Here is a 17,401-nt window from a genome sequence, read left to right as displayed (position 1 = left end):
TTATCATTCACAATAACCGTGAGGATATACCTTTTTTATTTACATTACAAAGAACTATTGAGATTGCTTAGGATGCTTCGCATCCTCGCAATGACGATTAAAAGCGTCCATAATATTTTACACTATCTCATGTAAATAACAAGAAAAGGTAAAAAAATAACCGGGTTGCCGGCTCTATCCAGGACCGACGCTAGTAAGTCCTGAAGGGCGTTCCAGCAACCCGGTAAACACAGCTTATTTTACGCAGACGACGCGGTAAGTATCTGCGAATTTTTCCAGTTATCGATATCAGAATAATTTACAGGCTTGACCCTCAAGCCCGTAAGGCGCAATACAACCATTAACTGCTCCACGGTTTCTACGCTATCAACCTTGTTGAGCGATATATTCTGCAGTAATGTCTTTGCCGCGCCCAAAATCGCGTTTCTCATCTGAAGATTGTTCTCCTTCTCGGCTTTCGCCGCCTGCACTATAAGCCGCGCAAGTATTACGCGGGCCATGATGTCCGGGAACGTGTTCTTACCTTTACCGTCCGCGCTTATGGCGCAATCCGAATACGCGTCCGGCACAAGGGTCGTAGTTTCGGGATCGCAAATGCCCGTCAATGCCGTATCATTTATGAGGCCGTCCGCGCCTGCCATCTGCGGAACATATACGACGAAATGTCTCGACGCGCCGTCCTTCGCCCGCATCCTGTATTCCGCCTCAAGAGCCTTGACCATGTTATCGCGCGTCTTTTCTCTATTTACGCTTCCGTCCTCATTGAGCGCGATAACAAATCTTCCTATCATCTGATTGTCGTTCCTGTCACCGTAGCCATTCTTCAACAACGCGTCATCTATCCCGCTTATCGCAGTCTGTACCTTAGCCGCGCTCATCTTCTCCGTCGGCAGGACGCCTATCAACACCTTCACTATAGAGCCTGGCTCCATCACCTTTTCGCTCGCCTTGACGACGGCCTCTCGCCGCTCGTCTATCTCACTCGTCTGCGCGACGCCTGCGGGGGCGCTCCTCGATATCTCAACCACTGCCGGCGCAGTCGCCACCTGCGCGCTGATCGTCGAAGTAAACACGCCCGTGTCGCCGACGCTCAGGACGTCTTCCCTGTCGCCGGTAATCACATACACCGAGTGCGGTTGGCCGTCGCCTTCGTCGTACACCGTAACAGTTGTGGCAAATTCATGCGCCGATCCCAACACTCTGTTTATAGCATCCTTGATCTTATTCACCAGCTCTTCTATGCTACTCTTCCTCTCTGCGAACTGAGCATCGGCCACCGATCGGGCAAACCCATCAACCATCTCCGGGGTCAAATTCAACACATCGGAAAGATTGATGCCATAACCCTGAAGATCCGCGAGATCCTGGTGTAACTGGTTATTCAAAATGCGTCCGGCAAATTCGGTTGTACTGGAATTTGAGGGAACACTTGTAGCAGTGATAACCGATCCGACAGTAGCTGGCGACTCCGAAACAAATACCTGCGACCCTGCATTAACGCCGACACGCTCGATATGCGCTCCCTCTCCTGCATTCAACGCAACAGGTTTCGATTGTACCGGAGCGAACAATGTTTCGTCTTTTAATTCGACCCCGATAGTTTGTTTCGGATGCAAATCGGTAGAATCTCTCGTTGAAGCAATCTCAACCTTCGTCTCTCTTAGCGCCTTCTCGTAATCCGTCAGCACGCTCCCGCCCAGCCGCAGGGCGACGTTGCGGCACTTATCCGCGGGCAGTCTTCCGGCGTTCGCCGCGTTCGCGAGCGAGGCGCCGATATCGCCTTCGGCTCTTGGGTCGCGGCTTATCTCCTGCTCCAACCTAATGACGATGTCATCATTAGGTGTTTCCGCGGTAACCAAAGCCAGCACATTGTCCACACCCAACGTACCGCCTTCAAGCTGCGGTTGCTGTTTTACGGCATTAAGCGATACGCCCGACCCGCCTGTCGATTTTACGGCGATCGGATTCCCGGCGGCAAGCCCTCTGAATACGGACTCCCATTGCGCCGAAGTTTGCCCAGCACGGGAAAAAGTTTTAGCGCCGGCTTCTTTCAATAAACGCGTAATTTCAAATTGCGTCCTCGATACACCGTTTCTCGCCACCGCACCGGCTAAAATATCATGGCACTCACTCCGCCTGGCAGTGTCTATCTTGTCGCCAAGACTATCTATAACATCATCGACAAATTTAGACTCTTTAGCCGATAAACCGCCTCTTGCGTCCGTCCTGGTTATAACAGAATCCGGGACATAAACTTCAAATAACGTGATACCGTGCTTCTCAAGCGCCTCTCCCTGTTCGAGTTCTGATAGCGTAAACTTTTCGATACCACCGCTACTTACCGCGTCTCCTCCTATCACGAATATTATGCCGGCTACATACCTGCCGCCGGCATTTCTCATGCGCATAGTGTTTAAGGTATAATTTTCGAGCTTCGTCCTCCTGCTTTTGGCGGCGAGCCTGCCAAGGGTAACATCCGCGGACATATTATGCGACAGTAGCTGATCCATTATCACGTCAATATTCGTATCGGCATTCTCTGTTTTGGATTCAACGATATAAGCCCCGTCCTCCAATTCGTAATGCGCCGCGGCGCCTTCGGCGTATTTTGTTTTGTCGACATCGAGCACAAAATCTATTTCGGAACCAAAATGCTCTTCACTCATCACAGTAATCCTGGAATATTTCACGGCGCGCTCCATCGCGCAGGCGCTCACCAATTCACCCATATACTCTTCCTGCGGATTACCATGGGAATTAAATATTCTGTTAAGCACCTTTTCGACATTTAAAACCCTGTTTTTCAACAAATGGACCGCGGCAATATAAACATTGGCAAAGGACGGGTCTTCGGACAACCGAATAAGCGCCTTCTTTGCTCTATCATCGGAAAGTAACCGCAAAAGCTCTTCTACCTCTGTTGATAAAACTTTACCGGAGGGCGGTGGCGCCAAACGCGCATTATCCGACAGCGCCAAATACGGCCGGACTGCGATAGTTCCAGACTCGTCACTAATCAATCCTTCCTGCGGTTTTTGCGACACCGCCTTCCCTACTACGCCACTATTCTTATGTTCAATTGGGCTTCGTAGGGCGGGCGCCACTGCCGCGGCGGATGGCGCGCTATCTGGAGCAGGCGCAACTACAGCCGGTTCCGACACAACTATCGCCGGAACTACTGGGCGTACCGCAGGATCGATAGCTACGCGCGGCATAACTCCGCCCTCAACCAGCTCTTCTGCCTGTTTAGGGCTCAACTGTTCGAGTGGCGCCAACGCGCTATTCAATACACCCGGCAGGGCCTGGCGTATCCATATATTCTGCTCGCCCGAGAGTATCTTGAAATACGGGCACTCGTAGCCGTCGCGGATGGTGAAATTCGGCATGATGGAGATGTAAGCGATATTGTTTTCCCTGAATAACTCGGCTAAGTTTTCTGTGTGGAAACCGCCGGTGATGAGGATGGCGACGTTTGGAGATTGATTCCGGAAAATAGGGATAGTCCCCACCCGTCCGTCATTGCGAGGAGCCGAAGGCGACGAAGCAATCTTTAAAAGCGAGATTGCTTCGCCCCGCTTCGCGGCTCTCGCGATGACGGACGAAGGATTCGTGGTAACAAGATTCTTGATAAATACCTCATCGCGCTTGAAAGAATATTCATAAAACTTCGAGATTTGGTTGCGATACTGATCGAGGCGGGCGATGCCATCGTCCAGCTTCGCGGTTATTCCGCAGAGCGACGCTTCGCGCTCGATGAATTTCACGTAATTCCGCGTATCGAACGCCTCCTCGTTCGCCTTATAGTATTTATAATCGTCCCTCGATATCGATATGTTAAAAATATTCTTAGTCAGGACGAGGTCCTTTGAGAGTTTATCGAGTTCGCGCTCCATGTCGTTACGATAGAGGGTTTCGCGCATCTTCGTCTCCAGTGCGGAAATCTCGTCTATTATCTTTGCCTTATCTATGCCGGCGTACGACGAGATATAAACGATATACTTTTCGAGCTCCGGGTAGCCCTCTATGGAAATCCCCATCGACTTAGCGGTCTTGATGAGATATATGTAAAACTCTTCCTGTGATATCTTCTCCGCCTTGAACTCAACCGTCTTCGATACGAGTTCTTTCAGCATATTCCTCGACATCTTCTTCTGGAGCTTGTCTATCAGCGCGTCACGCTGATTATTAGCCTTGTTAAAATCTATATCGCCTTCCGTCTTCAGCGTCTGATTTAAAAGGAATACGTTGCGAAACGATTTGATATCGATAAGGCGCGCTTTGGCATTGGCTATAAGGTAGTTTAAATAAATCTTAAGATCGATACCGCCCGACTTATACTGGGAATACTTAACATCGAGTTCGAGGAGTTCCTTCGAATACAACTTCATCCGGAGGTTGGTTAGGATATAGCTTAAGTTCTTCAAAAGCCGCTGTCTGTCGTCTTTGTATTTTAACGACTCGCGATAAACCTTGAGGTTCTCGATGTAGAGTTTTGGATCCTCTATGCCCCACAAAGTAACCTTTCCCGGATTATTCAAAGCAAAGTATTCGGCGCCGTTTACCACACCGTCCTTTACGAACGAATCCGCCACCCGCTTCCTTACGCTCTTATCTGCTATATCGGTAAATATGGACAGATCGTAATCCTCCGCGCCTCCCTCGAGATTTATAGTGTTTACGCCGTATTCTTTGTTCAGATATTGGCATATTTCCGCGATCTTATTCTGGGCGTAGTAGTTGCAGTGAGCGTCTTGAATATGAATTACAACCGGAGGTTGTAATTCATATTCACCCCGAGCGAGGCGAGGGGCACCTACAGATGGGCTCCAGGTGTCTTTTATCGTACCGAGAGATTGCGGCAGAGAAAAAGTCCGAGGATTCAGCTCTTTAAAACTACCCGGACCGACAGCTCTATCAGAACCGACGCTAGTAAGTTCCGAGGGCGTTCTGTCGGCCCAGGCAAAATCGTAGGAGACTATATTAAACACAAAGGCCACCAAGGTAATAAAACATACAACCACCTTGAATGGCCTCTTTGTAGGTAAACCAATAATCCTATTAGTTCTAGCGTCTGACATAACTAATAGCATCCTCTTCTTAAATTATTTTAATAATAGGTGAAAAAAATTTACCTGCCGCTTATATTCCATCAGCAAGTAATCTTACTTCCTATCGTCTACAGATATAAGTTTACACGATAAAAAAGGCCCTGGCAAGGGCCAAAATCTTGCTTTTTTATACCTTAACCAATAAGCCCTTTATCGTTTCGGCAGTTAGCAGTTTGAGCTCATTCTTGTCTTCCAAAAATCTATCTACATCTTTTTGGACGTCTTTAAAATCGATTTTTCCTATCCTATCCGACAAAAAATCCTTATAATTATTTTCCGACAGTCCGAAGTTTTTATGCTCTGTTTGCTCCATGGCGGTGTTGAGCAGTATGAAATTCGGGGTGATCTTTTTGGTCAGATACCAAACGAGATCATAAAAGTCCCTTCCTTTGACATACTTGCGGCAGAGACAGGCATGCAATTTGGTCGCATACATAGATGAGATGTCTAAATGTGTGATATTGATCATATATATCTTATTCACAAGGGTCGTCTCAAGAGCCCATCCCTTAGGCGGCCACGAATCAACCTCCATCTTGATGGACAATTTTTGAGAGGCGAGTTGCGATAAGCCGAGATTTTTCAATAAACCCGGAAATTTCAAAAACGTGCTGTGGACGGCCCTCTCTTCTTTAGGCCTGATCTCGACCTCCAGACCATAAAGCTTAAAACCGCGCTCTATCTCCGAATTTACCGCGGAGAAGGCGTATCCCTCATCGTTTATCAGAGAGAAATCCAGATCTTCTGAAAAACGCCTCAAATCATATAGGAACCTGAGCGCCGTACCCCCAACAAACGCGAGGTTCTTAAAGAACCCTTTGTCATAGATTATTTTCAGGGTGACTATCTGCAGAAATTCTCGAACCCTGTTGAGTTTTTCTTCATCCTTCATCCCGGGCTTGAATTGCTGTTTGATAAGATCGGTCATAACTGCCTCTCTTTCCGGATAAATTCGCAGAATAAGCGCGCTAATTTTGTTAATTTTTTATTTTTAAATAGCGCGGCCATTGCGATTATTTTTTTGCAATCCAGTTCTTCCGTGTTTTGAAAACGGAAAGAACTTTCGAATATGTCTATGTTAGGTTTTTTTATCCTGTCGAGCGATAGGTATAAAAAATCGATGGCGGCCTTTTCCGGGGACGCGATAAGAAGATCGAAGCCATTTTCGTCTTTGACCGCCGTGTAACCGCGAAACGCTTCCGGCTTTACATGTTGATATGTGAAGACCCCCATTATATTGATAAACCGGGCTGTTTTTTTAGTAGTTACGCTTGTTACATCCCTCACTCTTTCCGGAATAAGGCCGTAAAATCCGAGCGCGTATTCCAGGCTTACGTATGAAGGGGCGTACAATTGATTGGCCAGGTACCGGCTGGATGGATCAATCTTGCGGTCGTTCTCATTCAGAATATACAACCCGCGCCTCAACTTAAGCACCAGACCTTTATTCAGCCAGCGATTGAGTTGATTCCGCGCCGCCTGCCGCTTGCCTTCAAAAAGAAGCAAGTCGGCGGCCGGAATTACTGGAAACTTAATTACTTTCTTTTTGAAATTCGCGTAGTTCATCTTATTTCCTTTAATAATCAAAAATGATTATTTACAGAAATAAGCATACACTACAAAACCGAAATTGTCAATAGTGCAGTAAGTTATCATAACTGATAACTTAACGTAATGCCCCAACCGTTTCAAACCTCGCAGGTTATCTGTGTGCAGACACATGGCTAACCTGCGAGGTTATCACTTGTTGTGAGGTTATCACTATTGAGAAGTTCTGGACTCGGACAAATTTATTCTTCGAGCGTGCGAACAAGGTGAGCCAGTCGAGAAGATAAATTTGGCTTCGCTCGAACAATAATGGGTTGACAGTATTTATTTCTTGAGGATACGTTTGAATTCTTTGGTGAGTGCAGGAACAATTTCGAATAGGTCGCCGACTATTCCATACGTCGCAACCTTAAAGATGGGGGCGTCGGGGTCTTTGTTTATCGCTACTATAACTTTCGAGGATTGCATTCCTATAAGATGTTGAATCTGGCCTGATATGCCGCAGGCGATATATAACTTTGGACAGACCGTCTTCCCTGTCTGCCCGACCTGATGGGAGTAAGGCATCCATCCGGCATCGACCGCGGCGCGCGATGAACCAACAGCGCCATTCAAAACTTTAGCCAATTCTTTTATTACCGCGAAGTTTTCAGCTCCGCCTAAGCCTCTGCCGCCCGATACGATAATATCCGCTTCGGCGAGATTTACGGTCTCCTCTATCTCCTCGACTATATCGAGGAGCGTGGTGCGCGATTTCAGTAGATCCGCGGGATATATCTTGCGAATTACTTCAGCTTTATGTCCTTTATGTATCTCCGCCTCTTTCATTACCTTGTGGCGGACTGTGGACATCTGCGGCCTGTGATTCGGCGTAATAATCGTCGCCATAATGTTGCCGCCGAAGGCGGGGCGTGTCTGCAAAAGCAGGCGCTCCTTCTCGTCTATGTCGAGCCCTGTGCAATCAGCCGTAAGCCCTGCATCTATCTTTATCGCGATGCGGGAGATCATGCTCCGTCCGACTACCGTAGCGCCGCACAGCACGATCTCGGGCTTATATTCCTGTATCAGTTTAACAAGGACATTCGTGTAAGGATCATCCTGGTAGGATTTTAATTCGGGAGCATCTACTATATATATCTTGTCGGCGCCACGGGCGGAAAGCTCGTCTATCTTCGATTCGATATCATGTCCCAATATAACAGCGCAGAGTTTAACACCGAGTTTTTTGGCAAGTTTCTTTCCTTCGCCCAGAAGCTCGAACGATATCGTCTGTATCACGCCTTTTTTCTGTTCGCAGAATACCCAGACGTCCTTATAAGCAGAAAGGTCTTTCTTCGCTGAGGCCTCTTTATTCAACTCTATAGCCTTGAACTTGCAGGCGGTAACGCAGGCGCCGCACAGCGTACATTTGGCCATGTCTATAACCGCCTTCTTATTGGCCATATGGACGGCGCCAAAGGGGCAGGTTCTCACGCATAGCGTGCATCCTGTGCATTTATCGAGTAGTATTTGTATCGAGCTTGCCATATCCACCATACCGACCTCCGAGGTCGCTTTTAAGCGACCTCGGAGGTCATAATCAAATAACTATATCCTTTAAAAGTTCCGTCAGTTCCTTGGCGATGTCGCCGGTATCACCCTTCAACATCTCTCCGCCTTTTCTGGCCGGAGGCGTAAATATCTTGACGACGCGCGTCGGAGAACCGTCGAGGCCAAGCGACTTCGGATCGGCCTTTATATCGTCGGCGTTCCATTTCGTTATCTTCGCCGACTTCGCTCTCATCATCCCTTTGAGTGAAGGTATGCGCGGCGTGTTTATCTCTTTAACGACTGTCAAAAGGCACGGAAGCGGCGTCTCGACGATGTCGTAACCATCCTCGGTCATACGCTCTACCTTGGCCTTCTTCTCGGTCATCTCTTCAACCTTCTTGACGTAAGTAACCTGCGGAATGTCCAGATGCGTGGATATACCGGGGCCGACCTGGGCGGTATCACCGTCGGAGGCCTGCTTGCCGCATATCACGCAATCGTATGCGCCTATCTTTTTGATGGCGCACGAAAGCGTGTAACTCGTCGCCCATGTATCGGAGCCGGCAAACTTCCTGTCGCTTACGAGGATCGCCTCGTCGCATCCGAGCGAGATCGCCTCTTTAAGCGCGTTCTCGGCCTGTGGCGGCCCCATCGTGATAACGGTAACCTTGCCGCCAAAGCGCTCTTTGAGACGGACGGCTTCTTCTATGGCGTAAGTATCGAACGGATTAATGACGCTCTCAACTCCGTCACGGATAAGCGTATTCGTGACCGGGTCAATTTTTACATCGGTAGTGTTCGGAACCTGTTTAATGCAGACTATGATGTTCATTCGCCCTTCACGCTCTCCTTAATAAGGTTCGCGGCGATAACGTTACGCTGTATCTGGTTGGTACCTTCGTATATCTGGGTTATCTTCGCGTCACGCATATATTTTTCGATCGGGTAATCTCTCATGTAGCCGTATCCGCCGAATACCTGTATCGCGTCTACGGTCACCTTCATAGCGACGTCGGAAGCGAACATCTTCGCCATCGCGGATTCCTTCGCCACGCCCTTGGCTCCGGAGTCGACCATCCTGGCGGTCGCGTAAACGAGCGCCCGGGCGGCCTCTATCTGCGTCGCCATGTCGGCTAACATGTGCTGTATAGCCTGGAAGCTCGATATCGGCTGTCCAAACTGGACTCGTTTTCTCGCGTATTCGACCGCGAGATCGAGCGCGCCCTGGCCAATGCCCAGCGCCTGAGCGGCAACTCCCGGACGGGAATTGTCAAAAGTCTTCATTGCTACTATAAAACCCATGCCTTCTTTGGAAATAAGATTCTCTTTTGGTATCCGGCAATCGGTAAATATAACTTCTCTTGTGGCCGAAGCGCGTATGCCAAGTTTCTTCTCTTTCTGCCCGAAATCGACGCCCTTCGTTCCCTTTTCAACTATGAAAGCGCTCGCACCTCTGGCGCCTTTCGTCTTGTCGGTCATGGCTATAACGGTGTAGACTTCAGCTTCACCGGCATTCGTTATCCACTGCTTGGTGCCGTTCAATATGTAAGAGTCACCATCTTTTTTAGCGGTCGTCCTGATCGAACCCGCGTCGGAACCCGCCTCCGCCTCTGTGATGCAGAATGCCGCGACTTTGCCTTTGGCTATCGCCGGCAGATATTTCTTCTTCTGCTCTTCGCTTCCGTAAAGAATGATGGGAAATGTTCCTAAACCAGTGCCGGCAAAGCCTAGCGCGATGCCGCCGCACGCTTTCGAAAGTTCCTCGGCAACAAGGCACATATCCATGATCCCGCCGCCCAGGCCGCCGTAAGCTTCCGGTATGTATACGCCGAAAAGATCGCTATCGACAAGTACCTTCACTATTTCCCACGCAAATTGCTCTGACTCGTCGTACTTCGCGGCTAATGGTTTTATCTTTTCTCTCGCGATTTTGCGCGCGAGGTCGCGCACCATTACCTGTTGTTCCGTGAGTAAATAATCCATAATCAATTCCTCCTGTTAACATATTACGTCATTGCGAGCCCTTTTAGGGGCGAAGCAATCTCGTTTTAGAGATTGCTTCGTCGCCTTCGGCTCCTCGCAATGACGGATTGTCACATTCTTACGTAAATTTCTTCGCTATTAAAGCGGCATTATGCCCGCCGAAACCGAGCGCGTTCGACATCGCGACATTTATCTTGGCCTCACGCGGCTTATTCGGAACATAATCGAGGTCGCAATCGGGGTCTGGTGTCTCGTAATTTATCGTAGGAGGTATAATGCCTTCTTTTATCGCAAGCGCACATGCGATCAACTCAACCCCGCCTGCCGCGCCAAGAAGATGGCCCATCACCGATTTCGTAGAGCTTATGGCTACTTTTTTAGCGTGGGCGCCAAATACCTTCTTCATAGCAAGTGTTTCGATTTTATCGTTATATATTGTGGATGTACCGTGCGCGTTTATGTAATTTACTTCTTCGGGTTTCATTCCCGCGTCCTTCAAGGCCGCTATCATGCATCGGACGCCGCCGTCGCCCTGCGGATCCGGGGCGGTCATATGGTATGCGTCGCCGCTCATCCCATAACCTGCAAGCTCACAATATATTTTTGCATTGCGTTTAATGGCATGCTCTAACTCTTCCAGTATGACAACTCCCGCGCCCTCGCCCATTACAAAACCGTCTCTATTCTTATCAAACGGCCTCGATGCCTTTTCCGGCTGGTCGTTATAGGCGCTTGACAGGGCCTTGAGCGCGCAGAAACCGCCGAAGCCCATATGCGTAATTGCCGCTTCAGAGCCACCGCAGACCATTACGTCCGCTTCACCCTTCTGTATTATATGTAATGCATCGCCTATGGCGTGATTTGAGGAAGCACACGCGGTAGCTACTGCGGAATTCGGACCTCTAAGGCCCATGGTTATAGACACCTGGCCTGAGGCCATATTAACTATAAGCATAGGTATGAGGAACGGCGATATCCTGGCGGGCCCTTTTTCCGGGCCGAGCGCGATAAACTGCCTGTGCTCCGCCTCGACCGTATGCAGTCCGCCTATACCGGAGCCGATAAGCACGCCTATCCTGTTCTTATCTTCCTTATCTAAGGGAATGCCTGAATCGGCCATCGCCATCTTGGCGGAACAGACGGCGAATTGGACAAAGCGATCCATCCTCCGTATTTCCTTCGCTGAAAGATACGGAGATGGATCGAAGTCCTTAACTTCCGCCGCGATCCTGGTAGTAAAATGGGTGGGGTCAAAACAGGTAAGCCGCTTTACGCCGCTTTTACCTTCGAGGAGAGATTTCCAAAATTCCGGTATAGTATTACCTATAGGAGATATCGCGCCGAGGCCTGTTACGACAACTCGTCTTCTATTTTGCATTATCGAAGCCTATTTCGAGGCCTTCTCTTCGATATACCTGAGAGCGTCACCTACAGTTATCAGCTTTTCAGCTTCCTCGTCCGGTATCTCTATGCCAAACTCTTCTTCGAGAGCCATTACAAGTTCAACCGTATCGAGCGAATCCGCTCCTAAATCGTCCACAAACTTCGCGTTATCAGTAACTTCTTCCTTCTTAACGCCAAGCTGGTCCGCTATAATTTGCTTTATCTTATCCTGAGAAACTTCCATTTTCCCTCCCTTGTTTTTTACGCTACTTACATTACCATTCCACCATCAACCTGTACAACCTGTCCCGTTATATAGGACGAATTATCACTTGCTAAGAATAAGGCGAGATTTGCCACATCCTGAACCGTTCCAAACTTGCCAAGCGGGACGAACTTTAACATCTCGCTCTTTACGTTATCGGGAAGCTTGTCGGTCATATTCGTTTGTATGAAGCCCGGGGCGATGGCATTTGCCCTGACATTCCTGGATGCGAGCTCCTTGGCGACCGTTTTGGTCAATGCTATAAGTCCGCCCTTAGAAGCGGCATAGTTCGCCTGGCCTGCGTTGCCCATTATACCTATAATAGAGGCCATGTTGACGATCCTGCCATCACGCTGTTTCATCATGGTCTTGGATACGGCTTTGATGCAGTTGAATGCACCCTTAAGATTTACCGCTATTACCGCATCCCAGTCGGACTCGGACATCCGGACTATGAGACCGTCCTTGGTAATGCCCGCATTGTTTACAAGTATATCGATTTTACTGAATTTGTCAAGGGTTTTTTGGATGAAGGATTCGACCTGATCGGACTTTGTAACGTCCACGACGCCCGTTATGGCTTTCCTGCCTATTGTTTCTATCTCTTTCTGTGTCACAGCGAGGATTTCAGCGTTAACATCACACAATGCTATATGAGCGCCCTCTTTCGCGAAGGTCAGGGCTATCTCCCTGCCTATCCCCCTGGCCCCACCGGTAATCATCGCTACTTTGTCTTTTAGAAGCATAACCAACCTTTCGTAATGTTTTGTGTTATTTTAGCTATAATGTCCATATTGTCAAGTTATTTTTAAACCTTAACATCTGAGGCAGGCCCATACGCCCCTCTGGTGTACACTAAACTCATCTCATCTATCCTCACCGGCGCTATGGTTCGCATAGCACCGTCGTCTCCGGCGAACATTACCTTTATATAATTGTCTGAATATCCGCTGAGTAACCCTGTTTGGCGGTCACGCTTCGATTCGACCAGCACATCCAGCGTCCTGCCGATAAACTTCGCGCGATAGATATACGACAGCATAATCGCGATCGTCCTGAGATTGTAATACCTCTTCCGCGCGAGAACCTCGTTTACCTCGCCGTCAAAAGCCGCGGCGGATGTGCCGTCGCGCTTACTGTAGGTAAAAATATGCGTCCTGGCCGGCGAGACCGCTTTCAGAAAATTCATGGTATTGATGAAATTCGCGTCCGTCTCGCCCGGGAACGCAACCATCACATCCGTAGATATCGCTATATCTTTTATGGAATGCTTCAGCTTTTCTATAAGCCCAAGGTATTGAGCGCATGTATACGGCCTGTTCATACGCTTAAGTATTTCGTCATCGCCGGATTGCAGAGGTATGTGCAAATGCCTGCATACTTTTTTACTGCCAGCTATGAACGCTATCATTTCGTCCGTAACGTACTTCATCTCTATGGAACTGATACGGATCCGGAAGTTGCCGCTGATGCGCTCCAGAGCTTTTAATACGTCCGTCAGATCCGGCGCCTTTAATCCTACGCTATTGGATATCTCCGGTGGAAATATGTCCCTGCCCCAGGCCCCGAGACAGATCCCGGTAAGCACAATCTCTTTAAAACCGTTCGCGACAAGCCCGGCCACTTCTTTAACTATAACGTCGATCGGTTTGGATTTAAGGACGCCCCTTACCAGCGGCACTTTGCAATACGAACACCTGTTTTCGCAACCATCCTGGATCTTGACAAAAGCCTTCGTGTGGCCCTTGAACCCGGTAACCGTGAGATGCGAACCGCGTTCGACCTCCGAGGTCGCACCTCCGAGGTCATTCAGTATATCGACGATGCGGTTTTTCTTATCGTTCTTTACTATATGCGAAACGCCCGGCAAGGATGATATCTCGTCCGCATTGCGCTCCACATAACAACCCGTCACCACGATCTTGGCCAAGGGATTGGTCCTGTGGAACATACCGGCCAGATAACGCGACTCCCGGTCGGCGTGCTGGGTTACAGTGCATGTATTGATTATGTATATATCCGCCATATCTTTGGAGAGACACTCCGTAAAACCGGCGCCCAGGAGTATCTCCCTCATGGCCTGCGATTCATACTGATTGACCTTACAGCCAAGGGTATGTATGTAAAATCTCTTTTTTTCGTTAATTTGAGAGTTCATAATTTAAAATTGCCAGTAAGGCAAGTCCCGCCGTGTCGCTTTTAAGTACCCTGGAGCCCAAACTTATAGGCTTAAAGCCGCAATCCTTGGCCATCGAGACTTCTTCCGCCGTAAAATCACCTTCCGGGCCTATCGCGATCGCGATCTTGCCGGTAGTAAAACCGGCCATTGCGCTTTTTACAGATACGGTCTCATCGTTTAAAACGGCTATCATCTTCATGTCAAAATCGGCATATGTCTTTATCGAGTCCGCAAAATCCGATATCGGTGCTATAGTCGGTATATCCAGCCGGGAGCATTGCTTTGCCGCTTCTCTGGCTATCTTGGCCCACCTTTCAGACTGCGCCTTCTTCTTGGATTCGCTCCAATCCGGTATCGTCCTCGCGGTAATGACCGGCACTATTGCATGAACCCCCAGCTCCGTCGCCTTTTCGACGATATAGTCCATCTTCTCTTTCTTGGGCATAGCCTGCAGAAGCGTTATGCGGCCTGACTCGCCGCCGGCGGGAATGCGAACATCTTTTATTTCTACGGTAAGCGAATTGCGGGATACCTCCCGTATCACGCCTTTATACTCTTTGCCCGTGCCGTCGAATGTAACGACAGTATCGGACACCTTCAGGCGCATCACGTCGAGGATGTGGTGCGCCTCTTTACCTCCGATAACTATACTGCTTCCTTTTACCGCCTCGGGAGGAACAAAGAATCTACTCATTTCTTCTTTTTTGCGGCAACGGCCGGTTCTGGTAAAGACTGAGTCTGGACTGCTATTTCGATGATCGTCTCCTCACCCGGGTTAATTTTTACCCCATTCTTTACCTGCGCCGGAGAGGACAACACTTCAACGTCATATGCACCGGGGCCTACCTCAATAGCCTTGTTCGTGAATGATGAGGTAACGAACTGATTGTTCGATGGATTTTTTATACGAACATTAAGACGCGCCTCTTTACCGTTTGCGTCAATAGCTTTAACTAAAAGCGAGCCCGAAACAATACCAAGATCTATAACCGTTTCTTGTCCGGCAGACACCTTTATATCTTTCTTTACCTGGCGGGGCAATGTGTCTATCTCTACATCATAAACTCCGGGCATTATCTCCGTAGGACGGTTGGCAGGCAGAGTAGTAACTATCAGCCCGGTTTTGGCGCACAGAACCTTCGACAGTACGGACGCATCCCTCTTCTTTGAATTTAACGCTTTCACATTGATAGACCCGCTTATTGTACCGAGATCTTTTACCGTCTCCTTACCGTTATTTACGGATATATTCTTATATATTTTAGCGGGTATTGTGTCTATTTCGATATCATATGTGCCCGCAGGCAATATCTGCATGCGCTCGGTGCCAAACGCGGCGGCGAATACACTGGAATTACCACTCTCGACCATGAAAGCCTTCATCTTAATATACTGGGGCTTATTAGTGGAATTTTTAACTTTTACGGTCAGTCCGCCCATGCCTTTGGAAAATGTTTTAGCTACGGATGCGACAGGAGCCGCCTTTGGAGTATTAACATTAGCCGGGACGCCTGTCTTTTTCGCCGTATTCGGGCGGGCGCAGGACCTTCCTATTAATACGATGCCCAGCACCGCTATCACCGCTATTATCGCTATGACCAAGCCTTTATTCTTCATCGCCCATCCTCCTTTTCTCCAAAAACTTCCGCAGAAAACACGTAAATCTCCGTCTTCGGATCTTTCCAGGCAGACGGCGGCAAACCCGCTTTATGAGCGCAAAGATACGAGAGAAACTCGTCCCTGCCCCATCCGGTCTCATCCGCCACCTGCGGCAGGAATACACCGCTGCGGGATCCCGATTTTACCACAACGCCGTCGCCGGGTATTTTTACATCTTTATAGCCCGCAACCTTTTTTAAAGGCGACAGCGCAGATATTTCTATCTTGATCCTGCCTATCTCAGCCGCGGTCAGGGTGGGAAAACGAGGATCGCCCGTTGCCGCCTCTATCGCCATATCCGCCACCGTTTTATACAAAGCCCCCTGGCCTGACATATTACCGATGCACCCGCGCAACTGGCCGCCTTCATGCAATGTAACGAACGCGCCCATCTCTTTATTAAGAACCGGGTCATCCTCCGCAAACTCCATCCGCTTGCCGTTCTTCACATAGCCGATTATCGACTCTCGCGCTATCTGTAATAGCCGCTTGCGCTGGGCGTCGTTCAACATAGTCTTCCCGGCCTGCCTCTGCCCGTTATCCGTATCCCGCGTTCCTTTTTTATAGATTGCCGCGCTTAAATATCCGACAACCTGCTTCTTATCGCCAAAGGTATCCCCGGAATTGGCGTATTTCAATACCTCGATATCGCCGACGCCGAGTTTTTCCGCCGTAAGAAGTGTCGCCGTAACAGGCATCATACCGCAAAGTTCGCATTCTCCCATGATGGCCGCATCGTAAAGTTTTCTCGCCTTCATCTCTTCCAATATCTTTATAAGATTTTTATCGATGGCATTTGCGTCCTGGTAAGGATGGAAATGCGAAAGGTCCGTGGAGGCGACTATGAGCACATCGTTCCTATCCTTGAGGACGGTGGCAAGCGCGTCGGCCAATATCTCAGCGTCGCCGTAATCCTGCGTACCGAAAGCTACCGGCACTACCCGCGCACCTTTAAAGGCAAGTTCTATAAACGGCATCTGCATCTCGACGGAGTTCTCTTCATCGAAAAGCCCCGGCTCAAAACGCAAACGTTTATTTTTCGAAACTATCTGCGCGGCAAGTTTCTCGTCGATAGCTATGTCGCCGAGCGGCGTGCTCCATCCGCCTTTAGCGTAAACCGATATCCCGTCGAAACGCCTTCGATGGCTGAACCCTATAACGATAACCGTTTTAATACTACCGGCATTCACGACCTTAAAACCGTAAGCCGCCACAGGGCCGGAAAATTGATAACCGGCATGAGGAGAAATAATGGCCAGTACCTGGCCCTCTATCTTTATCGGTTTCGCGGAATCAAGGTATGAGCCGAGCAAGTCGGCCAGTTCTGCCTTATCCGCCGGGTACCATGTGCCTGCAAGGTCGGATTTTTTCATATCTTCGGCAAAAACGGTTGAAGTGAGGAACAAAAGCGCTAATACAAAAAACAATTTCATAGTTTTTTTGAGTCCTTAGACTCCAGGACCTGAAAATCTTCTTCGAAAAGTTTACTGAGTCCTTCGATTTTCCGGAGGAAAATCGAAGTATCTTAAACGCCAGGACCTGAAAATCTTCTTCGACAGATTTTCAGAGTACTTCGATTTTTTCAGAGAAAAAATCGAAACTTATCAAACCCCAGGCCCTTAAAATTTCCTTTCAAGAAGTTTTGAGTATACCGATTTTTCAGAGAAAAATCGGTATATCTTAAACGCCAGGACCTGAAAATCTTCTTCGAAAAGTTTACTGAGTCCTTCGATTTTGCATAGCAAA

The 17,401-nt window shown here is 48.7% G+C and carries 13 protein-coding genes; all 13 read right to left on the bottom strand.

Annotation, left to right across the window (positions count from 1 at the left end; genetic code table 11):
• Positions 1 to 239: 239 nt before the first annotated feature.
• The 13 genes from PHS46_04005 to amrB all read right to left on the bottom strand — a co-directional run bounded on the left by PHS46_04005 (position 240) and on the right by amrB (position 17,088).
• A complete protein-coding gene (locus PHS46_04005) occupies positions 240 to 4,988 on the bottom strand; it encodes a hypothetical protein (protein ID MDD3905681.1) in 4,749 nt (1,582 codons plus the stop codon).
• Positions 4,989 to 5,235: 247 nt separating this feature from the next.
• The gene (locus PHS46_04000; GenBank protein MDD3905680.1) at positions 5,236 to 6,036 is read right to left on the bottom strand and encodes a nucleotidyl transferase AbiEii/AbiGii toxin family protein; all 801 of its coding nucleotides are present in this window, start codon (positions 6,034 to 6,036) and stop codon (positions 5,236 to 5,238) included.
• Complete coding sequence (locus PHS46_03995; GenBank protein MDD3905679.1) at positions 6,033 to 6,674, bottom strand: hypothetical protein; 642 nt, start codon at positions 6,672 to 6,674, stop codon at positions 6,033 to 6,035. The genes PHS46_04000 and PHS46_03995 overlap by 4 nt, the downstream gene beginning before the upstream one ends.
• 306 nt (positions 6,675 to 6,980) lie before the next feature.
• A complete protein-coding gene (locus tag PHS46_03990) occupies positions 6,981 to 8,192 on the bottom strand; it encodes an electron transfer flavoprotein subunit alpha (GenBank protein ID MDD3905678.1) in 1,212 nt (403 codons plus the stop codon).
• Between the two features lie 43 nt (positions 8,193 to 8,235).
• Positions 8,236 to 9,018 (bottom strand): electron transfer flavoprotein subunit beta/FixA family protein, encoded by a 783-nt coding sequence (locus PHS46_03985; GenBank protein ID MDD3905677.1) that lies wholly within the window; start codon positions 9,016 to 9,018, stop codon positions 8,236 to 8,238.
• Positions 9,015 to 10,169 carry an acyl-CoA dehydrogenase family protein gene (locus PHS46_03980; protein MDD3905676.1) on the bottom strand — a complete coding sequence of 385 codons (1,155 nt, stop codon included), beginning with the start codon at positions 10,167 to 10,169 and terminating at the stop codon, positions 9,015 to 9,017. Before PHS46_03980 ends, PHS46_03985 begins: the two co-directional genes overlap by 4 nt.
• A 118-nt stretch (positions 10,170 to 10,287) precedes the next feature.
• Positions 10,288 to 11,547, bottom strand: coding sequence for a beta-ketoacyl-ACP synthase II (fabF, locus tag PHS46_03975; protein MDD3905675.1), 1,260 nt, complete (start codon positions 11,545 to 11,547; stop codon positions 10,288 to 10,290).
• A gap of 9 nt (positions 11,548 to 11,556) precedes the next feature.
• Entirely contained in the window at positions 11,557 to 11,796 is a 240-nt protein-coding gene (gene acpP, locus PHS46_03970; GenBank protein MDD3905674.1) for an acyl carrier protein, read from the bottom strand.
• Positions 11,797 to 11,822: 26 nt separating this feature from the next.
• A complete protein-coding gene (gene fabG, locus PHS46_03965; GenBank protein ID MDD3905673.1) occupies positions 11,823 to 12,563 on the bottom strand; it encodes a 3-oxoacyl-[acyl-carrier-protein] reductase in 741 nt (246 codons plus the stop codon).
• 62 nt (positions 12,564 to 12,625) lie between these two features.
• A complete protein-coding gene (gene mtaB / locus PHS46_03960; GenBank protein MDD3905672.1) occupies positions 12,626 to 13,975 on the bottom strand; it encodes a tRNA (N(6)-L-threonylcarbamoyladenosine(37)-C(2))-methylthiotransferase MtaB in 1,350 nt (449 codons plus the stop codon).
• Entirely contained in the window at positions 13,959 to 14,690 is a 732-nt protein-coding gene (locus PHS46_03955) for a 16S rRNA (uracil(1498)-N(3))-methyltransferase (GenBank protein MDD3905671.1), read from the bottom strand. The genes mtaB and PHS46_03955 overlap by 17 nt, the downstream gene beginning before the upstream one ends.
• Positions 14,687 to 15,613: a hypothetical protein gene (locus tag PHS46_03950; protein ID MDD3905670.1), complete on the bottom strand. Its 927-nt coding sequence runs from the start codon at positions 15,611 to 15,613 to the stop codon at positions 14,687 to 14,689. Before PHS46_03950 ends, PHS46_03955 begins: the two co-directional genes overlap by 4 nt.
• Positions 15,610 to 17,088 (bottom strand): AmmeMemoRadiSam system protein B, encoded by a 1,479-nt coding sequence (gene amrB, locus PHS46_03945; GenBank protein MDD3905669.1) that lies wholly within the window; start codon positions 17,086 to 17,088, stop codon positions 15,610 to 15,612. The genes PHS46_03950 and amrB overlap by 4 nt, the downstream gene beginning before the upstream one ends.
• Positions 17,089 to 17,401: the final 313 nt, after the last annotated feature.

It is taken from the genome of Candidatus Omnitrophota bacterium, assembly GCA_028699255.1.
In the GTDB taxonomy this organism is placed as follows: domain Bacteria; phylum Omnitrophota; class Gorgyraeia; order 2-01-FULL-45-10; family 2-01-FULL-45-10; genus FEN-1322.
The sequence above is the reverse complement of the archived record's forward strand: the minus strand, read 5'-3'. Positions and strand labels throughout refer to the sequence as shown.

What these genes read in the sequence shown, in the direction of transcription:
- PHS46_03980 (MDD3905676.1), bottom strand. Translation starts at nt 10,169, where the DNA reads ATGGATTATTTACTCACGGAACAACAGGTAATGGTGCGCGACCTCGCG.
- PHS46_03990 (MDD3905678.1), bottom strand. Translation starts at nt 8,192, where the DNA reads ATGGTGGATATGGCAAGCTCGATACAAATACTACTCGATAAATGCACA.
- PHS46_04000 (MDD3905680.1), bottom strand. Translation starts at nt 6,036, where the DNA reads ATGACCGATCTTATCAAACAGCAATTCAAGCCCGGGATGAAGGATGAA.
- PHS46_03995 (MDD3905679.1), bottom strand. Translation starts at nt 6,674, where the DNA reads ATGAACTACGCGAATTTCAAAAAGAAAGTAATTAAGTTTCCAGTAATT.
- PHS46_03985 (MDD3905677.1), bottom strand. Translation starts at nt 9,018, where the DNA reads ATGAACATCATAGTCTGCATTAAACAGGTTCCGAACACTACCGATGTA.
- mtaB (MDD3905672.1), bottom strand. Translation starts at nt 13,975, where the DNA reads ATGAACTCTCAAATTAACGAAAAAAAGAGATTTTACATACATACCCTT.
- acpP (MDD3905674.1), bottom strand. Translation starts at nt 11,796, where the DNA reads ATGGAAGTTTCTCAGGATAAGATAAAGCAAATTATAGCGGACCAGCTT.
- amrB (MDD3905669.1), bottom strand. Translation starts at nt 17,088, where the DNA reads ATGAAATTGTTTTTTGTATTAGCGCTTTTGTTCCTCACTTCAACCGTT.
- PHS46_03950 (MDD3905670.1), bottom strand. Translation starts at nt 15,613, where the DNA reads ATGAAGAATAAAGGCTTGGTCATAGCGATAATAGCGGTGATAGCGGTG.
- fabG (MDD3905673.1), bottom strand. Translation starts at nt 12,563, where the DNA reads ATGCTTCTAAAAGACAAAGTAGCGATGATTACCGGTGGGGCCAGGGGG.
- fabF (MDD3905675.1), bottom strand. Translation starts at nt 11,547, where the DNA reads ATGCAAAATAGAAGACGAGTTGTCGTAACAGGCCTCGGCGCGATATCT.
- PHS46_03955 (MDD3905671.1), bottom strand. Translation starts at nt 14,690, where the DNA reads ATGAGTAGATTCTTTGTTCCTCCCGAGGCGGTAAAAGGAAGCAGTATA.